Below are 19,219 nucleotides of genomic sequence, written 5' to 3'. Positions count from 1 at the left end.
GTGACGTTGCAGCCTTTCCCCACCGACTGGCACACCGCGCTGGTCCTCGTCCCACATCCCGACGACCCCGAGTACGGCATCGGCGCGGCGGTGGCGAAATGGACCTCGCTGGGCAGGCGCGTGCACTACGCGCTCGCGTCCCGAGGGGAGGCCGGTATCGCGGGGCTGGCGCGCGAGGAAGCCGGGCCGCTGCGCGAGCGCGAGCAGATTCGGTCGGCCGCGATTGTCGGCGTCGAGGACGTCACCTTCTGGGACGTTCCGGACGGCCACATCCGCGACAGCCCACAGCTGCGGGCCCGGATCGTCGAGGCGATCGAAGAGGTGGCACCGGAGCTGGTCATCACCATCTTCAGCGGGCCCGAATGGGCGCCCGGCGCGCCGAACCAGCGCGACCACATGGAATTCGCCGCCGCCGTGACCGCCGCCTACGATGCGCTGGTGAATCCGCCGCGCTGGTTGTTCGAAAATGGTCCGGATGGCACCCACGGTGACGTCGTCGACGGTTTCGTCGAGGTGGCCGAGCAGTCGTTGGCCGCCCACGAGCGCTACCTGTCGGTGCTCGATCCCGCGACACCGGTCCGTGAGCAGGCGCGTCGGCAGGTGGAGCAGACCACCGCCGGGCGCGCGGAGTTCGGGGGACGCCCGACCGTGGAGTTCATCCTCACCCGCGGCGGGGCCGGCGCGTGACCCCGACCGTGCTGCAGGTCCGGGACATCGGCTTCGTCCGGGGCGGCCGCCACCTCCTCGCCGACGTGTCGGTGACCGTCGAGGCCGGGCAGAGTTGGGTGGTGCTCGGCCCCAACGGCGCGGGGAAGAGCACGCTGCTCAACCTCTTCGGGGCGACCGCCCATCCGACCACCGGAACGGTCGACGTGCTCGGTCACCGGCTCGGCCGGGTCGACATGCGCGAACTGCGCACCCACATCGGGCACGTCAACCCGCGGCACCGCGTCGACGCCCCGTTGACCGCGCGCGAGGTGGTCCTGACCGGTCTGACGAACACCCCGGAGTTCGTGCCGCGCTGGTCGCCCAGCGCCGACGAGGTTCGGCGCGCCGACGAGCTGATCGCATCGCTCGGTCTGGCCGACCGTGCGCAGGCGCGGTGGCAGGTGATGTCGCAGGGGGAGCGGGGCCGCACGCTGATCGCTCGCGCGTTGATCGGCGAGCCGCATCTGCTCATCCTCGATGAACCGGCCACCGGGCTGGATCTTGCTGCGCGCGAACAACTTCTGGCCGCCATGGACGGGTTGCGCGATTCGGATCCGGGGTTGGCGACCGTGCTGGTCACTCATCACATCGAGGAGATCCCGGCGACGACGTCGCATGCGTTGCTGTTGCGGGAGGGGCGGATCGTGGCCCAGGGCGAGGCGGCCGACGTGCTGACCTCGGCGGCGATCAGCGCGTGCTTCGACCATCCGATCAGCATCGCGATGAGCAACGGTCGGTGGTTCGCACAGGCGGCCTAGGCCGAATGCGCCGAGCGCCGACAGCCTCGCGGCTGTCGGCGCTGTGATGGGGCATCGCGTCAGTGAGACGCGAGCTCGTGCCGCTGCGCGATGATCAGCAGCTCGTCGCGAATGGTCGACTCGGGCAGCGAATCGATCCGTGCGTACAGCCGTCGCCGGTTCGCGGCATGCTTCCTGGACGCATAGAACTCTTTGATAGACATGACTTCTCAACTCCGCATCGGGCACCCCGGATCTCGGGGTCGCCATTGTGTGGTGCACCTCTCGTCGGGGATCACCCGCTTGGAGGAACGCCTTCAATCGTGGCCGGAATTTCCTCGGCGATCAAATTTCTCGGTGTGAGATTGGCGACACGCGATGCGTAGCGTTCGTCAGTCGGATGCGATCTGTGCCCGGTTGCGGGCGGTGACGCTGTCGAAACGGGTTGACAGACCGGCGAAGTCGCGGGCCTGGGCACCGGCGATGTCCTGTTCGGCCGCCAGGGCGGGGGAGATGACGGAATCGGTTCCGCGCGTGTAGATCTCCTTGAGCCCGGCCATCGTGTCGGCGGACACCTCGGCGATCTGCGCGGCCAGTTCGATCGCCCGGTCAAGCAGCCGCTCGTGGGCCACTACCTCGGTGACCAGACCGATCCGCTCCGCGCGGGCCGCGTCGACCACCTCACCGGTCATCGACAGCCGGCGCGCCATCGCCGCGCCGACCACCTGCGGCAGCCGCGCCGTCATCCCGCCGCCGGGCAGGATACCGACGCGGGCGTGGGTGTCGGCGAACACCGCCCGCTGCGAGGCGATCAGGAAGTCACAACCCAGGGCCATCTCCAACCCGCCGGTGAACACCGCGCCGTTGATCGCGCCGATGATCGGGGTGCGCATCTCGGCGGTCCGGCTGATGCAGCTCTGCGACCGGAACTCCGCGAAGTACTCGGTGCCGTCGCGCGCGGCTTCCTTGAGGTCCACCCCGGCGCAGAACGCCGGGTCCGCGCCGGTGAGCACCACTGCGCGCACCGACTCGTCGTCGTCGGCCTCCGACAGCGCGGCGTACAGGGTGCGGATCAGGTCGCGGCTGAGCGCGTTTCGCGCCTGGGGCCGGTTCATGGTCAGCAGCCGCACGTGGTCGATGTCGGAGGTAAGGACGAGTGTCATGGACGCAAGCTAGCGCAGGAACTGATCCGAGAGGTTCGCCAGGTCGAGCAGGGGCTGCGGTAGCGCGCCGAGTGCGAGCGTCACCGCCGCCGTCACCGTCACCGCCGCGGTGGTCAGCCAACTCGGGGTGACCACCTGCGGAGCGTCCGGCGGCGGTTCGGTGAAGAACATCAGCACGATCACCCGGACGTAGAAGTACGCGGCGATCGCGCTGGCGACCACGCCGACCACGACCAGCGGGATCGCGCCACCTTCACCGGCGGCCTTGAACACCGCGAACTTGCTGACGAAACCGCTGGTGAGCGGGATTCCCGCGAATGCCAGCAGGAACAACGAGAAGACCGCGCCGACAAGCGGATTGCGCCTGCCGAGCCCGGCCCACCGGGCCATCGCCGTCTCCTCCTGCCCGTCGGCGTCACGCACCAACCCGACGACCGCGAACGCCCCGACGGTGGAGAACCCGTAGGCGAACAGGTAGAACAGCGTCGACGACAACCCTGGCCGGTTCTCGGCGATGACACCGGTGAGGATGAACCCGGAGTGCGCGATCGCCGAATACGCGAGCATGCGTTTGACATCGGTCTGCGTCACCGCCGTCACCGTGCCGACGACCATGGTGAGGATCGCCACCGCCCACAGCACCGGCCGCCAGTCGGCGCGCAGTTCGGGCACCGCGACGTAGAAGATCCGCAGCAGCGCACCGAACGCCGCGATCTTCGTCGCGGCCGCCATGAACGCGGTGACCGGCGTGGGCGCGCCCTGGTAGACGTCGGGGATCCACGAATGGAACGGCGCCGCCCCGACTTTGAACAGCAGCCCAACCAGGACCAGGCCGGTGCCGGTCAGCGCCAGCGACGTCTTCCCGGTGCCCTCGGCGACGACAGCGGCGATCCCGCGCAGGTCGAGGGTGCCCGCGTAGCCGTACAGCATCGCGACGCCGTACAGGAAGAACGCCGACGAGAACGCCCCGAGCAGGAAGTACTTGAGGGCGGCCTCCTGCGACAGCAGGCGGCGGCGACGGGCCAGCCCGCACAGCAGATACAGCGGCAGCGACAGTACCTCGAGCGCGATGAACATCGTGAGCAGGTCGTCGGCGGCCGGGAACAGCAGCATCCCGCCGACCGCGAACATGGTCAGCGGGAAGACCTCGGTCTGCACCGCGCCGGCGCGTGCGGCGACCCGTTCGGCGACGCTGCCCGGCACCGCCGAGGCCTGCGGGGTGAAACCGTCCAGTCCCGCTGCGGCGCCCACGGTTTCACGAACACTCTGCCGTTCGGCGATGAGCAGGATGCCGAGGACAGCGACGAGCAGAACGGTGCCCTGCAGGAACAGGGCGGGCCGGTCGATCACCACCGCCCCCATCACGGCCGGCCTGCCCACCTCGCCCGACAGCTGCCTGCCGAGCACGGCGACCGCGACGAGGGCGGCCACCGTGGCGCCGAGAGCCAGGGTGAGCTGGGCGGCGTAGCGGCGGCCACGGGGGAGGAACGCCTCGAGGACCACCCCGACGACGGCGGCGCCCACGACGATCAGCATGGGCGAGAGCAGGCCGTATTCGACGGTCGGCGTGGGGATCACGGACCGCTCCCCTCTGCGAACGTGGGCGCCGGATCGCGCTGGTCGATGGTCGTCAGCGTGTGCCCGACGGCGGGGTCGATGACGTCGAGCGCCGGTTTCGGATAGATCCCGAGGACGAGCAGCAGCAGGATGAGCGGGGCGACGACGGCCAGTTCCCGCGGCACGAGGTCGCGCAGCTTCTCGTTGCCGTCGGCGAGGTCGTCGGGCAGGGGACCGGTCATGATCCGCTGGTACATCCACAGCACGTAGACCGCCGAGAGCACCAGTGCGGTGGCCGCCAGCACGGCGAGCACAGGATAGCGGGTGAATGTGCCGATCAGCACCAGGAATTCGCTGATGAATGGCGCCAGACCCGGGAGCGACAGGGTCGCCAGACCCGCGACGAGGAATGTGCCCGCCAGCACCGGCGCGACTTTTTGCACCCCGCCGTAGGAGGCGATGAGCCGCGATCCCCGCCGCGAGACGAGGAATCCGGCGATGAGGAACAGCGCCGCCGTCGAGATGCCGTGGTTGACCATGTACAGCGCCGAGCCCGACTGCCCCTGACTGGTCATGACGAAGATGCCGAGGATGATGAACCCGAAGTGGGAGATCGACGTGTAGGCGATCAGCCGCATCACGTCGGTCTGGCCGATCGCGACCACCGCGCCGTACACGATTCCGACCACCGCCAGCGTGATTATCACCGGGCGGAACAGCGTTGCGGCGTCGGGGAACAACTGCAGGCAGTAGCGCAGCATGCCGAACGTGCCGACCTTGTCCATCACCGCCATCATCAGCACCGCGCTGGCGGGGGTGGCCTCGACGGCGGCGTCGGGCAGCCAGCGGTGCAGCGGCCACAGCGGGGCCTTCACCGCGAATGCGAACATGAACCCGAGGAACAGCAGATTGACCACCGCGGGGTCGACCACGAAATCCCCGGCGGCCACCGCACTGACGATCGCGCGGAAATCGAAGGTGCCCGCCTCGAACGCGGCGCTGCCCGCGGTGGTGACGTACAACCCGATCACCGCGGCCAGCATGATGAGCCCGCCGAACAGGTTGTACAGCAGGAACTTCACCGCCGCCTTGGAACGATCCTGCGCTGCTCCCATGCCGAAACCGCCGATGAGGAAGTACATCGGGATCAACATGGCCTCGAAGAACACGTAGAACAGCAGCACGTCGAGGGCGACCAGCGACATGAACACCATGCCCTCGACGACCAGCGTCAGCGCCAGGTAGGTGTGCACCGACCGGCGCTGCGGCGCGCCGTCGGCGTCGTGCCACCCGGCGATGATCAGCAGGGGGACCAGGACCGCGGTCAGCACGATCAGTGCCAGGGCGATGCCGTCGACACCGAGGATGTATCCCGTGCCGAAAGACGGGATCCAGCGCCGGGATTCGACGAATTGGTACTGCTCACCGGTCGGGTCGAAGCCGACCGTGATCACCGCGGTGACCGCCAACGCGAGCAGCGACACCACCAGCGCCACCCACTTCGCCGCGGTGCGACTGGGCATCAGCATCACCAGGCCGGCGCCCACGATCGGCGCCGCCCACAACACGCTCAGCCAGGGGATCACCACAGGTTCACCACCAGGATCGCCGCCACGAGAAGGGCTGCGCCGCCAAGCATCCCGAGCGCATACGAGCGGGCGAACCCCGTCTGCAACCGGCGCAACCCGCCCGACGCTCCGGATACCAACGCGGCCAGGCCGGTCGCCGCGCCCTCGACCGCGGTGTCGTCGACACGGACCGCCGCCGCGGTCAGCGCCTGACCGGGTCGCATGAACACGCCTTCGTTGAACGCGTCACCGTAGAGGTCGCGCCGCGCGGCGACGGTGAGCGCCGATCCCGCGGGAACCTCGACGGGCACCTCGCGGCGCGCGTACATGCGGTAGGCGATCGCGATGCCGACCGCGACGACCGACAGGATCATGATGGTGGCCACCACCACCGGCACCGCGTGGGCCTCCTCGTGGGCGCCGACGACCGGTTCGAGCCAGTGCGACAGCGTGCCGCCGATCGCGAACAGTCCGCCCGAGGCGACCGATCCGATCGCGAGCACGATCATCGGAGCCGTCATCACGGCGGGCGCCTCGTGAGGGTGAGCCTCTGTTTTCTCCCCCGTCGCTTCGCTCGCCCCGGTTGGTGCCCAACGCTTGTCACCGAAGAACGTCATCAGCATCACCCGCGTCATGTAGAAGGCGGTGATACCGGCACCGAGGATCGCGGCCCCGCCGAGGATCCACCCCTTGACACCGCCCGCGCCGAGCGCGGCCTCGATGATGCCGTCCTTGGAGAAGAACCCCGCCAGCGGCGGGACCCCGATGATCGCCAGATAGCCGAGGCCGAAGGTCGCGAACGTGATCGGCAGCGCCTTGCGCAGCCCGCCGTAGCGGCGCATGTTCACCTCGTCGTCCATGGCGTGCATGACCGATCCGGCGCCGAGGAACAGACCCGCCTTGAAAAACCCGTGTGTCAGCAGGTGCATGATCGCGAACGCGTACCCGGCGGGTCCGAGTCCCGCGGCGAGCACCATGTACCCGATCTGGCTCATCGTCGACGCGGCGAGCGCCTTCTTGATGTCGTCCTTGGCGCAGCCGATGATCGCGCCGAACAGCAGCGTGACGGTGCCGACGATCACCACGGCCAGCTGGGCGGTCGGCGCGAGGTCGAACACCGGGCCGGACCGCACGATCAGATAGACGCCCGCGGTGACCATCGTCGCGGCGTGGATCAGCGCCGAGACGGGCGTCGGACCCTCCATGGCGTCGCCCAGCCAGGACTGCAGCGGTACCTGCGCGGACTTACCGCACGCACCGAGCAGCAGCAGCAGACCGATCGCGGTGAGCGTGCCCTCGCCGAGTCGCGGTGCGGCGTCGAAGACCCCGGCGAACGACACCGAACCGACCGTCGCGAACATGACCATCAACGCGATCGCCAGCCCCATGTCGCCCACGCGGTTGACGACGAACGCCTTCTTCGCCGCCGTCGCCGCCGACGGTTTGTGCGACCAGAACCCGATCAGCAGGTACGACGCCAGACCGACGCCCTCCCAGCCGACGTAGAGGCCGAGGTAGTTGTCGGCGAGCACCAGCAACAGCATCGCGGCCAGGAACAGGTTGAGGTACGCGAAGAACCTCCTGCGGCCGGGATCGTGCGCCATGTAGCCGATCGAGTAGATGTGGATCAGCGAGCCCACTCCGGTGATGAGCAGGACGAAACACATCGACAGCTGGTCGAGCTGCAGGCCGAAGTCGACGCGCAGGTCGCCGACCGGCACCCAGGAGAACAGCGTCTCGTGCAAGGCGCGGTCCTCGGCGGGACGGCCCACCATCGCGGCGAACAGCACCGCGCCCACGACGAACGACGCCACCGCCGCCGCCGTGCCGAGCCGATGGCCCCACCGGTCGGTGCGGCGCCCAGCCAACAGCAGGACGCCCGCACCGGCAAGGGGGAGCGCGATCAGCAGCCACACGGTCATCGGCGCCCTAATGCCTCAACAGGTTGGCGTCGTCGACCGAGGCCGACCGGCGCGCCCGGTAGATGGTCATGATGATGGCCAACCCGATCACCACCTCGCATGCCGCGACCACCATCGTGAAGAACGCCACGACCTGACCGTCGAGTTGACCGTGCATGCGGGAGAACGCCACGAAGGCCAGGTTCGCCGCGTTGAGCATCAGCTCCACACACATGAACACCACGATCACGTTGCGCCGCAACAGCACCCCGGCCGCGCCGACGGTGAACAGCAGCGCGGACAAGTACAGGTAGTAGTCGGGGTTCACCTGCCGTTCCTCCCGTTGTGCGACGGCGGCATGTCACGCGGATGCAGGATCGTGCTGACCGACGACCTGGCGCCGCTTCCGTCGGGCAGTCGGCCGGGCATGTCGACCGCGTTGTGCCGGGCGTACACCCCGGGATTGGGCTTGGGTGTGGCGTGCCCCCCGGTGCGGAAACGTTCGATCGACAACTCGCGCTGGGTCTTGCGGTGTTCGAAGCGTTCGCGGTGGGCGAGCACCATGGCGCCGAGCGCGGCGGTGATCAGCAGCGCGCCGGTGAGTTCGAACGCCCACAGGTAGCGAGTGAAGATCAACTCCGCCAGACCTTCGACGTTGCCGCCGCTGTTGGCGTCGGGCAGCCCGGTGAAACCGGCCGTCGACACCGTCCCGATACCCGCGATCAGCAGCACACCGAACCCGATCCCGACCACGATCGCGGCAACGCGTTGTCCCCGAATGGTTTCCACCAGAGACTCTGACGAGTCGACCCCGACGAGCATCAGCACGAACAGGAACAGCATCATCACCGCGCCGGTGTAGACCACCACCTGCACCACCCCGAGGAACAGCGCCTCCTGGGCGATGTAGAGCACCGCCAGCGCGATCATCGTGCCCGCGAGGAAGATCGCGGAGTACACCGCCTTGGGAGCCGCGACCACCCCGATCGCGCCGAGCAGCGCGATACCGCCGACGATCCAGAACACGACGGCCTCGCTCGTCGAGGTGTGGGTCGCGCCGTCGGCGGCGAGCACCGCGAGGTCCGGGGTCACCGCACGTCCTCGGTCACCGGCCCCACCCGGCCGAGGTAGTAGTCGTCGTCGGTGGCGCCGGGCGCCATCGGATGCGGCGGCGGCAGCATCCCGTCGCGCAGCGGGGCGAGCAGTTTGTCCTTACCCCAGATCAGGTCGGCGCGGTTGTCGTCGGCCATCTCGTACTCGTTGGTCATCGTCAGCGCGCGCGTCGGGCACGCCTCGATGCACAACCCGCAGCCGATGCAGCGCAGGTAATTGATCTGGTAGACGCGGCCGTAACGTTCACCGGGGGAGTAGCGCTCCGCCTCGGTGTTGTCGGCGCCCTCGACGTAGATGGCGTCGGCCGGGCACGCCCACGCGCACAGTTCGCAGCCGATGCACTTCTCGAGCCCGTCGGGGTAGCGGTTGAGTTGGTGGCGGCCGTGATAGCGGGGAGCGACCGGCCCCGGTTTCTCCGGATACTCCTCGGTGATCGGCTTCTTGAACATCGAGCCGAACGTGACGGCGAAGCCGGCGACGGCGTCCCACAGCTTAGGCATCTGTCGTCTCCCTGGTGACGGCCCCGCGGTCGGGCATGGGCGGGGTGGGGAAGCTCTCGTCCGCCGCGTCCGCGGCGGGGCTGCGTTCGCGGCGGAACCGCATGCTGCGCCACAGGATCGCGGCGAGGGCGAAGGTCAGCAGCGTCCCGGCGATCAGCACCCCGACGGCCCATCCGCCGTGGCCGGCGGCGCGCAGCGCGTGCGCGGTGGCCACGATCATGATCCACGCCAACGACACCGGGATCAGCAGCTTCCAGCCGAGCGCCATGAACTGGTCGTACCGCAAACGCGGCAGCGTGCCCCGCAGCCAGATGTAGACGAACAGGAACGCCCACACCTTCGCGGTGAACCACAACAGCGGCCACCAACCGGTGTTGGCGCCGTCCCACAGGCTGATCGGCCACGGCGCATGCCAGCCGCCGAGGAACATCGTGGTCGCCAGCGCCGAGACGGTGGTCATGTTGACGTACTCGGCGAGCATGAACATCGCGAACTTCAGCGACGAGTACTCGGTGTGGAATCCGCCGACCAGTTCACCTTCGGCCTCGGGCAGGTCGAACGGCGCCCGGTTGGTCTCGCCGACCATCGACGTCGCGTACACCAGGAACGACGGCAACAGCAGGAACACGTACCAGGTGTGGTCCTGCGCGGCGACGATGCCGGAGGTGGACATGGTGCCCGCGTAGAGGAACACCGTCGCGAACGACAACGCCATCGCGATCTCGTAGGACACCACCTGCGCGCTGGACCGGAGACCGCCGAGGAGCGGGTACGTCGAACCCGACGCCCATCCGGCGAGCACGATGCCGTACACGCCCACCGAGGTGACCGCGAGAATGTAGAGCACCGCCACCGCGAGGTCGGTGAGTTGCAGTGCGGTGCGGTGCCCGAACACCGAGACCTCGCCGCCCATCGGGATCACCGCGAACGCCAGGAAGGCGGGGATGACCGAGATCACCGGCGCCAGCAGGTAGATCGGCCGGTCGACACCGGCGGGGGTGAGCCCCTCCTTGAGCGCGAGCTTGATGCCGTCGGCCAGCGACTGCAGCAGACCCTTGGGTCCGACCCGGTTGGGACCGAACCGCATCTGCATGCGGCCCAGCACCTTTCGTTCGATGAGGATCGCGGCCAGCACCGTGAGCACCAGGAACGCGAAGATGGCGACGGCCTTGGCGAGCATGAGCCACCACGGGTCGTGGCCGAACAGGGTGGGATCGGGATGGGTCACTGTGCGGCCCGCCCGATGTCGACGACGGCTCCGGTGGTCACCCCGAGTTGGCGGTGTACCTGCGAGCCGGGGGAGTTCAGCGGTAACCAGACGACGCCGTCGGCCATGTCGGTGACGACCAGCGGCAGCGTGACCTGCCCGCGGGGGGTGCTGACGGTGACGAGGTCACCGTCGCCCGCACCGATACCGCCCGCGGTGGCCGCCGACAACCGGGCCACCGGTTGTGGTGCGGTGCCCGCCAGATACGGTTCACCGTCCTGCATCCGCGCCAGGTCCAACAGCATGCGCCACCCCGCCAACACCGCCTGCCCGGGGCCGACGGCCGGGGGCGCGGCCGCGCCGTGCTCGAGTGGCGGCGCCGCACCGTCGAACCACCCCAGCCGGCCGAGTTCCTCGCCCGCGGCCTGTGCGTCGGGGAGCCCGAGGTGGACACCCATCTCGTCGGCGAGGATGTTGAGCACCCGCAGATCGGGAACGGCATTGGTACGCAACGCCGTCGGGAAGGACCGCAGGCGGCCCTCCCAGTTGAGGAAGGCGCCCGCCTTCTCGGCCACCGGCGCGACCGGGAACACCACGTCGGCGTGTGCGGTGACGTCGCTGTGCCGGATCTCGAGGCTCATGACGAAGGGCGCCGCCATCAGCGCGGCGAGGGCGGCATCGGTGTCCGGCAGGTCGCCGACCTCGACCCCGCCCAGGATCAGGGCGTCGAGCGCCCCGGAGCGTGCGGCGTCGAGGATCGCGCCGGTGTCGCGTCCGGGATTCTGCGGCAGCTCGTCGATGTGCCAGGCGTCCGCCAGGTGCGCACGGGCCGCGTCGTCGGCGACGGGGCGGCCGCCGGGCAGCAGGGTGGGTAGGGCACCCGCGGCAACCGCGCCGCGTTCACCGGCGCGTCGTGGGATCCAGGCCAGCCGCGCACCGGTGGCTGCGGCGAGCCGGGCGGCCGCGGTCAGCGCGCCCGGTGCGGTGGCCAGGCGTTCCCCGACGAGGATGACCGAGCCGGGCAGTCGCATCAGCGTTTCGTCGACCAGCCCGTCGAGGGCGGCGGCTTCACCGCCCGGCACCGCGGGCACCAGGCGGCCACCGAGTTTGGTCAGGCCGCGACTGGCGAACGGGGCGATCGAGAGCACTTGCAGTCCGCGCTTGCGTGCGGCTTTGCGCAACCGCAGGAACACGATCGGGGATTCGTCCTCGGGTTCGAACCCGGCCAGCAGCACCGCGGGCGCGTTCTCCAGGTCGGAGTACGTCACCGCCATGGGGCGGGCGGCCACGTGGGTGGTGAGGAAGTCGGCCTCCTCGGCGCTGTGCGGGCGGACGCGGAAGTCGACGTCGTTGGTGCCGAGCACCATTCGTGTGAACTTCGCGTACGCGTAGGCGTCCTCGACGGTCGCCCGGCCGCCGACGACGACACCGGCCCTGCCTTCGGCGCGGAACAACCCGGCGGCGGCGACCGCGATCGCCTCCGACCAGGACGCTGGCCGCAACGCCCCGTTCTCACGGATCATCGGGGTGTCGATGCGGTCACCCACGCCCGTATAGGTGAACGCCCAGCGACCCTTGTCGCAGTTCCACTCCTCGTTGACCTGCGGATCGTCACCGGCCAAGCGGCGCATGACCTTTCCGCGGCGGTGGTCGGTGCGCTGGGCGCACCCCGACGCGCAGTGCTCACACACACTGGGCGTGGACACCAGATCGAAGGGCCGCGCCCGGAACCGGTACGCGGTTCCGGTCAGCGCGCCGACCGGGCAGATCTGCACCGTGTTGCCGGAGAAATAGGACTGGAACGGCTCCCCGTTGGCGATGCCCACCTGTTGCAGCGCACCACGTTCCAGCAGTTCGATGAACGGGTCGCCCGCGATCTGCTGGGAGAACCGCGTGCACCGCGCGCAGAGCACACAGCGTTCCCGGTCCAGCAGCACCTGGGCGCTGATGTTGATCGGTTTCGGGAACGTGCGTTTGACGTCGGTGAACCGCGTCTCCGCGCGGCCGTTGGACATCGCCTGGTTCTGCAGCGGGCACTCGCCGCCTTTGTCGCAGACCGGGCAGTCGAGCGGGTGGTTGATCAGCAGCAGTTCCATCACGCCGCGCTGGGCCTTGTCGGCGGCCTCGGAACTGAACTGCGTGTGCACCACCATGTCCGGGGTCACGGTGGTGGTGCAGGAGGCCATCGGTTTGCGCTGCCCCTCCACCTCGACGAGGCACTGCCTGCACGCACCGACCGGGTCGAGCAGCGGATGGTCGCAGAACCGGGGGATTTGGACGCCGATCAGTTCGGCGGCGCGGATCACCAACGTGCCCTTCGGCACACTGACGGCGACACCGTCGATGGTCAGCTCGACCATCTCGACCGGCGGTGCGTCGCGGTCGGGTTCGGCGGTCTGCGTCATACCCGGCCCCCTTCGCGCGAGCAGACACAAATTCGGGTGAACAGCGGCCCGATCGTGCGAATCTGTGTCTGCTCGCGCGGGTGAATCTGCGTCATACCCCCACCTCTCGTCCCGCCATCAGCGTCGCGGCGTGCGGATCGAACGGGCAGCCGCCCCCGAGATGGCCGAGGTACTCGTCACGGAAGTACTTGATCGACGAGATGATCGGGCTCGCCGCGCCGTCACCCAGCGCGCAGAACGACTTGCCGAGGATGGTGTCGGAGATGTCGAGCAGCTTGTCGACGTCGGCCTCGGTGGCCTCGCCGCTCTCCAGGCGGGCGTAGATCTGGGCGAGCCAATAGGTGCCCTCCCGGCAGGGTGTGCACTTCCCGCAGGACTCGTGCGCGTAGAACTGTGTCCACCGGCGCACGGCGCGCACCACGCAGGTGGTCTCGTCGAAGATCTGCAACGCCTTGGTGCCGAGCATCGACCCCACCGAGGCCATACCCTCGTAATCCAGTGGCACGTCGAGGTGTTCACCGGTGAGCAGCGGCGTCGACGAGCCACCGGGCGTCCAGAACTTCAGCTCGTGGCCGGCCCGCACGCCACCGGCGTAGTCGAGCAGTTCGCGCAGCGTGATACCCAGCGGCGCCTCGTACTGTCCGGGTCGGGTGACGTGCCCGGACAACGAATACAGCGTGAAGCCGGGAGATTTCTCCGAACCCATCGAGCGGAACCAGTCGATGCCGTTCAACAGGACCGGCGGCACACTCGCGATCGACTCGACGTTGTTGACCACCGTGGGGCAGGCGTAGAGCCCGGCGACGGCGGGGAACGGCGGGCGCAGTCGGGGCTGGCCACGGCGGCCCTCGAGCGAGTCCAGCAGCGCGGTCTCCTCACCGCAGATGTACGCGCCCGCGCCGGCGTGCACGATCAGGTCGAGGTCGAAACCTGAACCGCCGATGTCGGTCCCGAGGTAGCCGGCCTCGTAGGCCTCGGTGACCGCGGCCTGCAGCCGGCGCAGCACCGGCACCACCTCACCGCGCACGTAAATGAACGCGTGGTGGGCGCGGATCGCGTAGGCGGCGATGATCACCCCCTCGACGAGGAAGTGCGGGGTGGTCAGCAACAGCGGGATGTCTTTGCACGTACCGGGTTCGGATTCGTCGGCGTTCACGACCAGGTAGTGCGGTTTGGCCCCGGGCCCGTCGTCCCCCTGCGGAATGAAGGACCACTTGGTGCCGGTGGGGAAACCCGCGCCGCCGCGGCCACGCAGCCCGGAGTTCTTCACGGTGGCGATCACGTCGTCCGGGCTCATCGCCAGGGCCCGGTCGAGCGCGCGGTAGCCGTCGTGGCGCCGGTAGGTCTCCAGCGTCCACGGTTCCGGTTCGTCCCAGAACCTACTCAGTACCGGGGTCAGCGGCGTCATGTGACCGGTCCCTTCCCGTCGGCGGGCCGGGGAACCGTCTCCGACGGGGCAGGTGCCGGTTCGTCCCTGGTGGAGTCGGCCGCCTCGGTGATCTCCGGATCCAGTTGTGTCGCCGTGTCTTCTGCGCGTTCTTTATCGGGGGCGGACATTCCGTTCGCCCGCGCCACCCGCAGTCCGGCCAACGTCGCGTCTCCCGGGCTGCCGCCGCTGACACCACGCGGGTCGACGACCCCGGCGAGGATGCGGGCGGTCTCCCGGAACGTGCACAGCGGCGCACCCCGGCTGGGCGTCACCGGAGCACCGGCGCGCAACTCGTCGACGAGGTCGCGCGCGGAGGCGGGGGTCTGGTTGTCGAAGAACTCCCAGTTCACCATCACCACCGGCGCGTAGTCGCAGGCGGCGTTGCATTCGATGTGCTCCAGGGTGATCCGGCCGTCCTCGGTGGTCTGACCGGCGGCGACACCGAGGTGGTCCTGCAGCGCGTCGAGGATCTCGTCGCCGCCCATGATCGCGCAGAGCGTGTTGGTGCAGACCCCGACGAGGTAGTCGCCGGTGGGGGTGCGCCGGTACATCGAGTAGAACGTCGCGACCGCGGTCACCTCGGCCTCGGTGAGGTTCATCCGCTTGGCGCAGAACGCGATTCCCGCCGAGGTGAGGCAGCCGTCCTCGGACTGCACCAGATGCAGCAGCGGGAGCAGCGCCGAGCGCTGGTTCGGGTACTTGGCGATGATGCGATCGGCGTCGGCGGTGAGCCGTTCCGCGACATCGGTCGGGTACGCCGCGGGCCCGTGGATCGGCGGTCCCTGCTCGTCGGGCCGCTGGCCGAGTTCGAGGAAGATCATCTACCTGTCCACCCCGCCCATCACCGGGTCGATCGACGCCACCGCCGAGATCGCGTCGGCGACCATCCCGCCCTCGCACATCGCCGCCACCGCTTGCAGATTCGTGAACGACGGATCGCGGTAGTGCACCCGATAGGGGCGCGTCCCGCCGTCGGAGACCATGTGCACCCCGAGTTCGCCGCGTGGCGACTCGACCGCGGTGTACACCTGGCCCGCGGGCACCCGGATGCCTTCGGTCACCAGCTTGAAGTGGTGAATCAGCCCCTCCATCGAATGCCCCATGATCCGGGCGATGTGTTCGGGGGAGTTGCCGAGACCATCGGGTCCGAGGGCGAGGTCGGCAGGCCATGCCATCTTCTTGTCCTCGATCATCACCGGGCCCGGTTCCAGGCGCTCGACACACTGCCTGACGATCTTGAGCGACTCGTGCATCTCCTTGACACGAATGATGTAGCGGCCGTACGCATCACAGCCGTCGTCGGTGATGACGTCGAAGTCGTAGTCCTCGTACCCGCAGTACGGTTGGGCGCGGCGCAGGTCGTGGGGCAACCCGGTCGAGCGCAATATCGGGCCGGTGATGCCGAGCGCCATGCACCCGGCCAGATCGAGGTATCCGATGCCCTGAGTGCGGGCCTTCCAGATGTAGTTCTCGTTGAGCAGGTTCTCCAGATCGCGCAGCCGGCCCGGCAACAGGGCCAGCAGGTCGCGGAGGCGTTCGACGGCGCCGTCGGGCAGGTCGGCGGCCAATCCGCCGGGCCGGATGTAGGCGTGGTTCATCCGCAGGCCGGTGATCAGCTCGAACACCGACAGGATCTCCTCGCGCTCCCGGAAGCCGTAGAACATCGCGCTCATCGCCCCGAGTTCCATACCGCCGGTCGCGAGCGCGACGAGATGTGAGGAGATGCGGTTGAGTTCCATCATCATCACCCGGATCACGTTGGCGCGCGCAGGGATCGCGTCGGTGATGCCGAGGAGTTTCTCCACGCCGAGGCAGTAGGCGGTCTCGTTGAAGAACGGGGACAGGTAATCCATCCGGGTGACGAAGGTGACGCCCTGAGTCCAGTTGCGGTACTCGAGGTTCTTCTCGATCCCGGTGTGCAGATAACCGATGCCGCAACGGGCTTCGGTGATGGTCTCGCCCTCGATCTCGAGGATCAGCCGCAGCACCCCGTGCGTCGAGGGGTGCTGCGGACCCATGTTGACCACGATGCGCTCGCCGGCCTGCGCCTGTTCGGCGGCGGCGACCACCTGTTCCCAGTCTTCACCGCCGACGACGACCACGGTATCGCCGTTGCGCGCAGCACCGCCCGCGTCGGGCGGTTCAGGGGGTCTGGACATCAGTTGTAGGCCCTCCGCTCGTCGGGCGGTGGTATCCGGGCGCCGTGGTACTCGACGGGGATTCCGCCCAGCGGGTAGTCCTTGCGCTGTGGGTGCCCGACCCAGTCGTCGGGCATCTCGATCCGGGTGAGCGACGGGTGCCCGTCGAATACGATGCCGAAGAAGTCGTAGGTCTCGCGCTCGTGCCAGTCGGTGGTCGGGTACACCGAGAACAACGAGGGGATGTGCGGATCCTCGTCGGGCGCAGCGACTTCCAGCCGGATGCGCCGATTGTGGGTGATGGACATCAGCGGGTAGACGGCGTGTAGTTCCCGTCCGGTGTCGCCCGGGTAGTGCACCCCGCTGATCCCCAGGCAGAGTTCGAAACGCAGTGCGGCGTCGTCGCGTAACGTCTCGGCGACGACGGGTAGTTGGGTGCGGGCGATCTCCAGGGTCAGTTCGTCGCGATAGACGACGACCCGTTCGATCGAGGCGTCGTACCCCTGCGGCCCCAATGCCTCGGCGAGGGCGTCGACGACGGTGTCGAAGTATCCGCCGTAGGGCCGTGGTGAGCTGCCGGGCAGGGCGACCGGGCGGATCAACCTGCCGTACCCGGAGGTGTCACCGGAGTCCCTGACGCCGAACATGCCCCGCCGCACCCCGATGATCTCCGGGTCGCCGGTGCCGTGGCCTGCGGTGCGGTCGGTTTCGGTCACCGCAGCAGCCCCTTCAGCTCGATCGTGGGTGGCACCGCCAGTGCGGCCTGTTCGGCTTCGCGGATCGCCTCGTCGCGGTTGACACCCAACGGCATCTGCTGGATCTTCTCGTGCAGCTTGATGATTGCGTGCAACAGCATCTCCGGCCGCGGCGGGCAGCCGGGTAGGTAGATGTCCACCGGTACGACGTGGTCGACCCCCTGCACGATCGCGTAGTTGTTGAACATGCCGCCCGAGGATGCGCAGACCCCCATGGCGAGCACCCATTTCGGTTCGGCCATCTGGTCGTAGATCTGCCGCAGCACCGGCGCCATCTTCTGGCTGACCCGGCCCGCGACGATCATCAGGTCTGCCTGCCGGGGCGTCGCCGAGAAGCGCTCCATCCCGAAGCGCGAGATGTCGAACCGCGGGCCCGCTGTGGACATCATCTCGATCGCGCAGCAGGCCAGGCCGAACGTCGCCGGCCACAGCGAACCGCTGCGGACGTAGCCCGCGACCTTCTCGACCGTCGACAGCAGTATGCCGCCCGGCAGGCGTTCCTCTAATCCCAATTGAGCCCTCCCCGGCGCCATACGTAGGCGTAGGCCACGAACACGGTGAGCATGAACAGCAGCATCTCCACCAGCGCGAACAAGCCGAGGCTGTCGAAGGCGACCGCCCACGGGTAGAGGAAGACGATCTCGATGTCGAAGACGATGAACAGCATCGCGGTGAGGTAGTACTTGATCGGGAACCGCTGGCCGGTGGCCTGGGCGTTGGCGCCCGTGGGCGAGAGCGGTTCGATCCCGCACTCGTAGGCCTCGAGTTTCGCCCGGTTGTAGCGGGTCGGTCCGATGACACCGGCGATCACCACCGACACCACCGCGAACACCGCGGCGATGGCGCCGAGTACCAAGATCGGCGTGTACAGGTCCATACCGGCCATCGCTCCCTCTGGGGCTGTCCATGTGAGCTAACCCACAGCCTAGCCATGTTTGGGATCTGCGCCACATCTTTTGGTTAGTATCGTCCACCAGTGCGGCGCACGGCGTCGGCGCGGCCCGGCATGGGTGAATGCCGAAGCGCGCCAGTCTTTTTGGGGCTTGCTACTGAGCAGCGTGGCGCAGCAGGGGAACCACCGCCTCGCCCAGCCGGATCGGATCGATCGGATGCGGGACGGCGGCCTCCGCGCGCGACCACGAGGCCAGCCAGGCGTCATCGGGCCTGCCGGTCAACACCACGATGGGCGGTGGGTCGGAGATCTCGTCCTTGATCTGCTTGGCCAGGCCCATACCGCCCGCCGGTGTGGCTTCGCCGTCGAGAATGGCCAGGTCGAAACCGCCTGCGTCGAGCTGCTTGATCACCATCGGGGCGGTAGCCACTTCGAGGTAGTCGAGCTCCGGCAGCTCGGGGTGCACCCGCTTGCCGAGCGCCAGCCGCACCGCCTCCCGGGTCCGCGGGTTGTCGCTGTAGACCAGGAGCCGCAGCGATCGGTCGGGAGCCGCCATAGGGCCGATGTTATCGGCCGCGCGGGTGTCGACGGCGGAGTCCGCGAATTTGTCTGGAACGCCGTCCTACTCGGGCGTGTCGGCCAGCAGGGGTGCCATATCCGCCGGATCGAAGTACTCGTCGATCCGGGTGATCAGCCCGTCGGTGCGCACGATGATCACGATGCAGACCCGCATCGCGATCGTGTTCCCGTTGGTCCCGGTGGCGTGCAGGATGTGCTGCTGGACGAAACCGTCGGCGAACAGGCGCCGGTCGAGGATCTCGTAGCGCCGCTCGGTGGTGTGCCCGATGAACCAGTCGATGACCCGCAGCGCGCGGGCGCGCTCGTTGTCCCGCGGGTCCCCGGTGTGCCAGACCAGCACCTCCGGCGCCCATAGGGCCGCCACACCGGCGTTGTCGCCGCGCGCGATGGTCGCGAACAGGCGGTCGGCCACCTGCTCGAACTGATTGGTCACGGGCGATACTTTCCCACTTTCCGTCGCCGAGTGTCGGGTTGTCTCACGCTCCCGGCCCTTGGGTTCAAGGCGTCTATGCAACAGCGGGTGGATTGAGTGGGTCGCACAGTAGTGCGTCGAGTGTTTCGGCGGGT

General features: G+C 68.6%; 20 protein-coding genes. 2 read left to right on the top strand and 18 right to left on the bottom strand.

Annotated features, from left to right (window positions below):
- Window positions 1-687 carry a PIG-L deacetylase family protein gene (locus AU194_RS12740; protein WP_059089679.1) on the top strand — a complete coding sequence of 229 codons (687 nt, stop codon included), beginning with the start codon at window positions 1-3 and terminating at the stop codon, window positions 685-687.
- Window positions 684-1,466 carry an ABC transporter ATP-binding protein gene (locus AU194_RS12735; protein WP_059089621.1) on the top strand — a complete coding sequence of 261 codons (783 nt, stop codon included), beginning with the start codon at window positions 684-686 and terminating at the stop codon, window positions 1,464-1,466. The genes AU194_RS12740 and AU194_RS12735 overlap by 4 nt, the downstream gene beginning before the upstream one ends.
- Window positions 1,467-1,525: 59 nt before the next feature.
- Here AU194_RS12735 and AU194_RS32215 read toward each other — a convergent pair whose 3' ends face one another.
- From AU194_RS32215 to AU194_RS12650, 18 genes are all read right to left on the bottom strand, one after another.
- Complete coding sequence (locus tag AU194_RS32215) at window positions 1,526-1,669, bottom strand: hypothetical protein (RefSeq protein WP_197417610.1); 144 nt, start codon at window positions 1,667-1,669, stop codon at window positions 1,526-1,528.
- Between the two features lie 168 nt (window positions 1,670-1,837).
- Complete coding sequence (locus AU194_RS12730; protein WP_059089620.1) at window positions 1,838-2,608, bottom strand: enoyl-CoA hydratase; 771 nt, start codon at window positions 2,606-2,608, stop codon at window positions 1,838-1,840.
- A gap of 9 nt (window positions 2,609-2,617) precedes the next feature.
- Window positions 2,618-4,144 carry an NADH-quinone oxidoreductase subunit NuoN gene (gene nuoN, locus AU194_RS12725; RefSeq protein ID WP_059089678.1) on the bottom strand — a complete coding sequence of 509 codons (1,527 nt, stop codon included), beginning with the start codon at window positions 4,142-4,144 and terminating at the stop codon, window positions 2,618-2,620.
- Between the two features lie 38 nt (window positions 4,145-4,182).
- Window positions 4,183-5,754, bottom strand: a complete 1,572-nt coding sequence (locus tag AU194_RS12720; protein WP_059089619.1) for an NADH-quinone oxidoreductase subunit M — start codon at window positions 5,752-5,754, stop codon at window positions 4,183-4,185.
- Window positions 5,748-7,655, bottom strand: coding sequence for an NADH-quinone oxidoreductase subunit L (nuoL, locus tag AU194_RS12715; protein ID WP_059089618.1), 1,908 nt, complete (start codon window positions 7,653-7,655; stop codon window positions 5,748-5,750). The genes AU194_RS12720 and nuoL overlap by 7 nt, the downstream gene beginning before the upstream one ends.
- Before the next feature lie 7 nt (window positions 7,656-7,662).
- Complete coding sequence (nuoK, locus tag AU194_RS12710; protein WP_059089617.1) at window positions 7,663-7,962, bottom strand: NADH-quinone oxidoreductase subunit NuoK; 300 nt, start codon at window positions 7,960-7,962, stop codon at window positions 7,663-7,665.
- Entirely contained in the window at window positions 7,959-8,726 is a 768-nt protein-coding gene (locus tag AU194_RS12705) for an NADH-quinone oxidoreductase subunit J (protein WP_059089616.1), read from the bottom strand. Before AU194_RS12705 ends, nuoK begins: the two co-directional genes overlap by 4 nt.
- Complete coding sequence (nuoI, locus tag AU194_RS12700) at window positions 8,723-9,247, bottom strand: NADH-quinone oxidoreductase subunit NuoI (protein ID WP_059089615.1); 525 nt, start codon at window positions 9,245-9,247, stop codon at window positions 8,723-8,725. Before nuoI ends, AU194_RS12705 begins: the two co-directional genes overlap by 4 nt.
- Complete coding sequence (nuoH, locus tag AU194_RS12695) at window positions 9,240-10,427, bottom strand: NADH-quinone oxidoreductase subunit NuoH (RefSeq protein ID WP_369804105.1); 1,188 nt, start codon at window positions 10,425-10,427, stop codon at window positions 9,240-9,242. The genes nuoI and nuoH overlap by 8 nt, the downstream gene beginning before the upstream one ends.
- 44 nt (window positions 10,428-10,471) lie before the next feature.
- The gene (locus AU194_RS12690) at window positions 10,472-12,859 is read right to left on the bottom strand and encodes an NADH-quinone oxidoreductase subunit G (RefSeq protein ID WP_059089613.1); all 2,388 of its coding nucleotides are present in this window, start codon (window positions 12,857-12,859) and stop codon (window positions 10,472-10,474) included.
- Between the two features lie 91 nt (window positions 12,860-12,950).
- Window positions 12,951-14,267: an NADH-quinone oxidoreductase subunit NuoF gene (gene nuoF, locus AU194_RS12685; protein WP_059089612.1), complete on the bottom strand. Its 1,317-nt coding sequence runs from the start codon at window positions 14,265-14,267 to the stop codon at window positions 12,951-12,953.
- Entirely contained in the window at window positions 14,264-15,109 is an 846-nt protein-coding gene (nuoE, locus tag AU194_RS12680) for an NADH-quinone oxidoreductase subunit NuoE (protein WP_059089611.1), read from the bottom strand. Before nuoE ends, nuoF begins: the two co-directional genes overlap by 4 nt.
- Window positions 15,110-16,447: an NADH dehydrogenase (quinone) subunit D gene (gene nuoD / locus AU194_RS12675; RefSeq protein ID WP_059089610.1), complete on the bottom strand. Its 1,338-nt coding sequence runs from the start codon at window positions 16,445-16,447 to the stop codon at window positions 15,110-15,112.
- Window positions 16,447-17,142, bottom strand: coding sequence for an NADH-quinone oxidoreductase subunit C (locus AU194_RS12670; RefSeq protein WP_059089609.1), 696 nt, complete (start codon window positions 17,140-17,142; stop codon window positions 16,447-16,449). The genes nuoD and AU194_RS12670 overlap by 1 nt, the downstream gene beginning before the upstream one ends.
- Window positions 17,139-17,693: an NADH-quinone oxidoreductase subunit B family protein gene (locus AU194_RS12665; RefSeq protein ID WP_059089608.1), complete on the bottom strand. Its 555-nt coding sequence runs from the start codon at window positions 17,691-17,693 to the stop codon at window positions 17,139-17,141. The genes AU194_RS12670 and AU194_RS12665 overlap by 4 nt, the downstream gene beginning before the upstream one ends.
- Window positions 17,684-18,058 (bottom strand): NADH-quinone oxidoreductase subunit A, encoded by a 375-nt coding sequence (locus AU194_RS12660; protein WP_059089607.1) that lies wholly within the window; start codon window positions 18,056-18,058, stop codon window positions 17,684-17,686. The genes AU194_RS12665 and AU194_RS12660 overlap by 10 nt, the downstream gene beginning before the upstream one ends.
- A 169-nt stretch (window positions 18,059-18,227) precedes the next feature.
- On the bottom strand, window positions 18,228-18,629 hold the full coding sequence (locus AU194_RS12655) for a response regulator transcription factor (protein WP_059089606.1): 402 nt from the start codon (window positions 18,627-18,629) through the stop codon (window positions 18,228-18,230).
- Between the two features lie 66 nt (window positions 18,630-18,695).
- Window positions 18,696-19,085, bottom strand: a complete 390-nt coding sequence (locus AU194_RS12650; RefSeq protein ID WP_059089605.1) for a nuclear transport factor 2 family protein — start codon at window positions 19,083-19,085, stop codon at window positions 18,696-18,698.
- Between the last annotated feature and the right edge of the window lie 134 nt (window positions 19,086-19,219).

The sequence above is a fragment of the Mycobacterium sp. GA-2829 genome (assembly GCF_001499965.1).
Taxonomy (GTDB): domain Bacteria; phylum Actinomycetota; class Actinomycetes; order Mycobacteriales; family Mycobacteriaceae; genus Mycobacterium.
The sequence above is the reverse complement of the archived record's forward strand: the minus strand, read 5'-3'. Positions and strand labels throughout refer to the sequence as shown.